The sequence below is a fragment of the Corallococcus sp. CA049B genome (assembly GCF_003611685.1).
Lineage (GTDB): Bacteria > Myxococcota > Myxococcia > Myxococcales > Myxococcaceae > Corallococcus > Corallococcus coralloides.
In genome coordinates this window covers 1-4,178 of record NZ_RAWC01000374.1, presented here as the reverse complement: position 1 = coordinate 4,178, position 4,178 = coordinate 1, and the positions used below count along the sequence as shown (strand labels likewise).

3 protein-coding genes and 1 pseudogene are annotated in these 4,178 nt (G+C 68.3%); 2 read left to right on the top strand and 2 right to left on the bottom strand.

Annotation, left to right across the window (positions count from 1 at the left end; genetic code table 11):
- Nucleotides 1-94 precede the first annotated feature (94 nt).
- A complete protein-coding gene (gene dbpA / locus D7W82_RS38625) occupies nucleotides 95-1,480 on the top strand; it encodes an ATP-dependent RNA helicase DbpA (RefSeq protein WP_120623038.1) in 1,386 nt (461 codons plus the stop codon).
- A 50-nt stretch (nucleotides 1,481-1,530) separates the two neighbouring features.
- Nucleotides 1,531-2,877 carry a Fic family protein gene (locus D7W82_RS38620; protein WP_120623037.1) on the top strand — a complete coding sequence of 449 codons (1,347 nt, stop codon included), beginning with the start codon at nucleotides 1,531-1,533 and terminating at the stop codon, nucleotides 2,875-2,877.
- A 6-nt stretch (nucleotides 2,878-2,883) separates the two neighbouring features.
- On the opposite strand, the gene D7W82_RS38615 is transcribed toward D7W82_RS38620, so the two are convergent.
- Nucleotides 2,884-3,567: an abortive infection system antitoxin AbiGi family protein gene (locus tag D7W82_RS38615; protein WP_233588196.1), complete on the bottom strand. Its 684-nt coding sequence runs from the start codon at nucleotides 3,565-3,567 to the stop codon at nucleotides 2,884-2,886.
- 128 nt (nucleotides 3,568-3,695) lie between these two features.
- Nucleotides 3,696-4,178: pseudogene (locus D7W82_RS38610) on the bottom strand (APC family permease); the annotation flags it as partial.

Here is a 4,178-nt window from a genome sequence, read left to right as displayed (position 1 = left end):
GGGTAGGGGGGCGCCGGGCTTGTCCGGCGTGGGAAGGCTGCTACAAGGGCGCGTTCTCCCGAGGCGCCCCGTGCCTCCGTCCCCCGAGGCTCCGATGGAATTCTCCGCGCTCGCGCTGTCACCCCCGCTGCTCCAGGTGCTGGAGGAGCTGGAGTTCAAGACCGCCACCCCCATCCAGGCGCAGAGCATCCCGGTGCTGTTGCAGGGAAAGGACCTGGTGGGCCAGGCCCGCACGGGCAGCGGGAAGACGGCGGCGTTCGCGCTGCCCATCCTGCAGAAGGTGAAACTCACGCAGGACCGGCGGCTCCAGGCGCTGGTGCTCTGCCCCACGCGCGAGCTGTGCGCGCAGGTGGCGGGAGAGATTCGCCGGCTGGCGCGGCGGATGCCGGGCGTGCAGGTGCTGGCGCTCGCGGGAGGGTCGCCCATCCGGCCGCAGGTGGAGGCGCTGGAGAAGGGCGTGCACATCGGCGTGGGGACGCCCGGGCGCATCATCGACCTCTTGGACCGCGAGGTGCTGGACACGCGGCACCTGGCCACGGTGGTGCTGGATGAAGCGGACCGGATGCTGGACATGGGCTTCCGGGAGGACATGGAGCGGGTGCTCGGGGCGACGCCTTCCAAGCGGCAGACGGTGCTCTTCTCCGCGACGTTCCCGGACGACATCGAGAAGCTGAGCCGCGCGTTCCAGAAGGACCCCGTGCGGGTGTCGCTGGCGCAGGAGGAGGCCGCGCCGGACATCCAGCAGGTGGCGTACGCGTGCACGCCGGAGGAGAAGCAGGGCCTGCTGCTGCGACTGTTGCGCCAGCACCAGCCGGCCTCCGCCATCGTGTTCTGCAACTTCAAGGCGGTGGTGGTGGAGCTGACGCGCGCGCTGGTGCAGGCGGGCGTGAGCGCGGACGGCTTGCAGGGCGACCTGGAGCAGTTCGACCGGGACCGGGTGATGGCGAAGTTCCGCAATCACAGCACGCGCGTGCTGGTGGCGACGGACGTGGCGGGCCGGGGCATCGACGTGGAGGCGCTGGACGCGGTGGTGAACTACGAGCTGCCGCAGCAGCCGGAAGCGTACGTGCATCGCATTGGCCGCACGGGGCGCGCGGGCCGTCGCGGGCTGGCGCTGTCGCTGGTGACGCGCTCGGACAGCCGCAAGGTGGAGGACATCGAAGCGACGACGGGCGTGAAGCTGGAGAAGGGGGACGTGGACGCGCTGGTGCCGGAGAACGTGCCGGGCGTGTCGCTCATCTCCGGCTGGGAGACGCTGTCCATCTCCGCGGGGCGCAAGGACAAGATGCGGCCCGGAGACATCCTGGGCGCACTGACGGGCGAGGCGGGAGGCCTCAAGGCGGAGGACGTGGGCAAGATTGAAATCCACGACCATCACGCCTTCGTCGCCGTGTCCAAGCGCGTGGTGAAGGTCGCGTTCCAGCGACTGAGTGAGGGCCGCATCAAGGGCCGAAAGCACCGCATCGAGCGTGTGCGGTAGGCGACTACTAATTTCCCGCGAAATTAGTAGTAGATTGGTAGTTCAAGCCCATGCGACTCCCCGCGACGCCTCCCGACCTCCATGCGTTCGTACAGGCGGTCGCCAGCTCAGGGACAGAGCGGCTTGTCGCCCTGCTGGAGCGCAAGCCGGTGGGGCCTGAGCCCGACGGGCGCTATCTCCACTGGGACGAGCTTCGCCGTCATCCCGCGCCCGAGGGCATGACGCATGAGGAGTGGTGGTACCGGGTCAAGACGGCACGAACCACGTTGAGCGCCGAGCTGCCGCTCCAGGACAAGACGGGGCAGCCATTCTGCTTCACCCGTCCCGACGGGCTCCTTTCAGCGCTGCATCGGATGGACCGGCAGCTTGGAAAGGGGCTGGAGCTGGCGGGCCCTCAACTGGCCAACTCAGGCGTCCGTGAGCGCTACATCGTCGAATCGTTGATGGAGGAAGCCATCACCTCCAGTCAGCTGGAGGGCGCCTCCACGACCCGAAAGGTCGCCAGGGAGATGCTGGAGCAGGGACGTCCGCCTCGGACCAAGGACGAGCGGATGATCTTCAACAACTTCCAGGCCATGGAGCTGATGCGCCGGAATGCGCATGTGCCCCTGACGACCTCACTGCTCCTGGAGCTTCACGAAACCATCACGCGTGACACGCTCGACGCTGGCGAAGAGGGCCGCTTGCGGCGCGATGATGAGTCCATCACGGTCCAGGACCGGGCGAGTGGAGCAATCCTCCACGTCCCCCCTGACGCCAGTGAACTGCCCGGCCGGTTGCGGAAGCTCTGTGCGTTCGCGAATGGCTCCGACGGGAGTGTCTTCATCCATCCCGTCGTGCGCGCCATCGTCATTCACTTCATGCTCGCCTATGACCATCCCTTCGTGGATGGAAACGGCCGCACCGCACGGGCCCTGTTCTACTGGTGCATGATCCGGGAGGGATATTGGATCGCGGAGTTCCTCTCCATCTCCCGGATCATCCAGCGCGCCCAGATGCAATACAGCCGGGCGTTCCTGTTCACGGAGACGGACCAGGGAGACCTCACCTACTTCCTCCTGCACCAACTGGACGTCATCCAACGCGCGACCGATGACCTCTACGCGTATCTGGAGCGGAAGGGGCACGAGGCCCGGCAGGTGGAGCATCTCCTCAAGAAGGATGCGGGCCTCAATCCCCGGCAGCGGGAGCTGCTGGCGCATGCCCTTCAAAATCCGGCCGCGCGCTACGACATCCAGTCGCACCGGCGCCGGCACGGAGTGGTCTATCAAACCGCCCGGCAGGACCTGCTCGACCTCGAAGCCGCGGGGTTCCTGGAGAGGGATCAGGTCGGACGGGCCTACTTCTTCTCGCCTGTTGCCCACCTGGAGCGACGTCTCAAGAAGCACAAGGCTTGAGGTGGGTCACCCCGGCGCGCTCTTGGGCTCCGTCACGACCGGCGCCTGCGTGTGCTTCGCCAGCGCCTCCATGATCTGCTCCGCCTTCCAGCCCGGATCCAACACCGGGCAGAAGTAGCCCGGACCCGCGCGCTCGCGCACGGCCCAGGCGAAGAAGTCCCTCGCCACGGTGTGGACCTCTTCGGGCAGGAAGAGCGCCGCGACGTCGTACTCCGTGAAGCGCATGAGGCCCGGGACGCGCCACTCGCGCTCCCAGTCGAAGCGGTAGCTGTAGGGGGCGTTGTGCGCGTCACCCTGGATGTCCACGAAGGGCGTCACCGCCCACACGGGCTCCTTCTGGGGCTCCTTCGACGCCAGGGCCTGGTCCAGCTGGTGCTTCATCGCCAGGTGCGCGGGCGAGCCGTACTGCACGTACCAGACAGGGCCTCCGCCCTGCGACAGGATGAAGCTCTTCCGGAAGGCGATGCCGTACAGGCTCCGGCGCTGCACCAGCCTCGCGAGCTGATCCAACGGAATCTCGCTGAAGCACACCGAGCGGTGCCGGTCCGCCACCACCGCCTCCCTTCGCGCGATGCCAAACCCCTCCGCACCCGGGATGAGCGTGCGCGCTCCCAGGATGCTCATCATGTTCTGGTAGGCGTCGTGGTACGGGGGCCCCGGCTTCGTGAAGTGCACCACGAAGTCAGACATGTCCCGCCACTGCGCATTCGCCTGATACCCGAGCATCGCCTCGCGAGTCTCCCGGCCCGGTCCCCCCTTCGCAACACAACGTGCCGGGTTGTCCCCAGGCCTGCCCGCTCTCCTGACGTGCGAAGGCGTCAGGGCAGGCGGACGGGCGCTGGCTCCCTCGGCCGTGACAGCTGCATCAACGCCAGCCCCGCGAGCACCGCCACCGACGCCACCGCCGCCTCCCGCGCGCTCGCGCCGAAGGCCACCAGCGTCAGCCCCAGCACCAGCGTGGGCACCGCCAGCAGCGCGTGCACCGGCCGCAGGTTCCGCTCCCGCCGCAGCGACAGCACCGCGAGCGCCGTCGCCGTGACACCGAATTGCATCAGCACCGCGATGGCGGAGAGCGCGAAGAGCTCCGACAGGTCCCCCAGGTTCACGAACCCCAGCACCAGCGCCCACGTCACCGCCAACGCCCGCATGGGCACGCCCGACTCCGACATGCGCTCCAGCCCGAACAACGAGCGCTCCCCGGAGGCCAGCGCGGACAGGTAGCGCGGCGTCGTCACCATCATCCCCACGCAGATGCCCAGCGCGGACACGCTCGTGCCCGCGCCCACCAGCCGCTCCAGCCC

Coding starts and splice junctions, on each gene's coding strand:
- D7W82_RS38620 (WP_120623037.1), top strand. CDS start 1,531: ATGCGACTCCCCGCGACGCCTCCCGACCTCCATGCGTTCGTACAGGCG.
- dbpA (WP_120623038.1), top strand. CDS start 95: ATGGAATTCTCCGCGCTCGCGCTGTCACCCCCGCTGCTCCAGGTGCTG.
- D7W82_RS38615 (WP_233588196.1), bottom strand. CDS start 3,567: ATGTCTGACTTCGTGGTGCACTTCACGAAGCCGGGGCCCCCGTACCAC.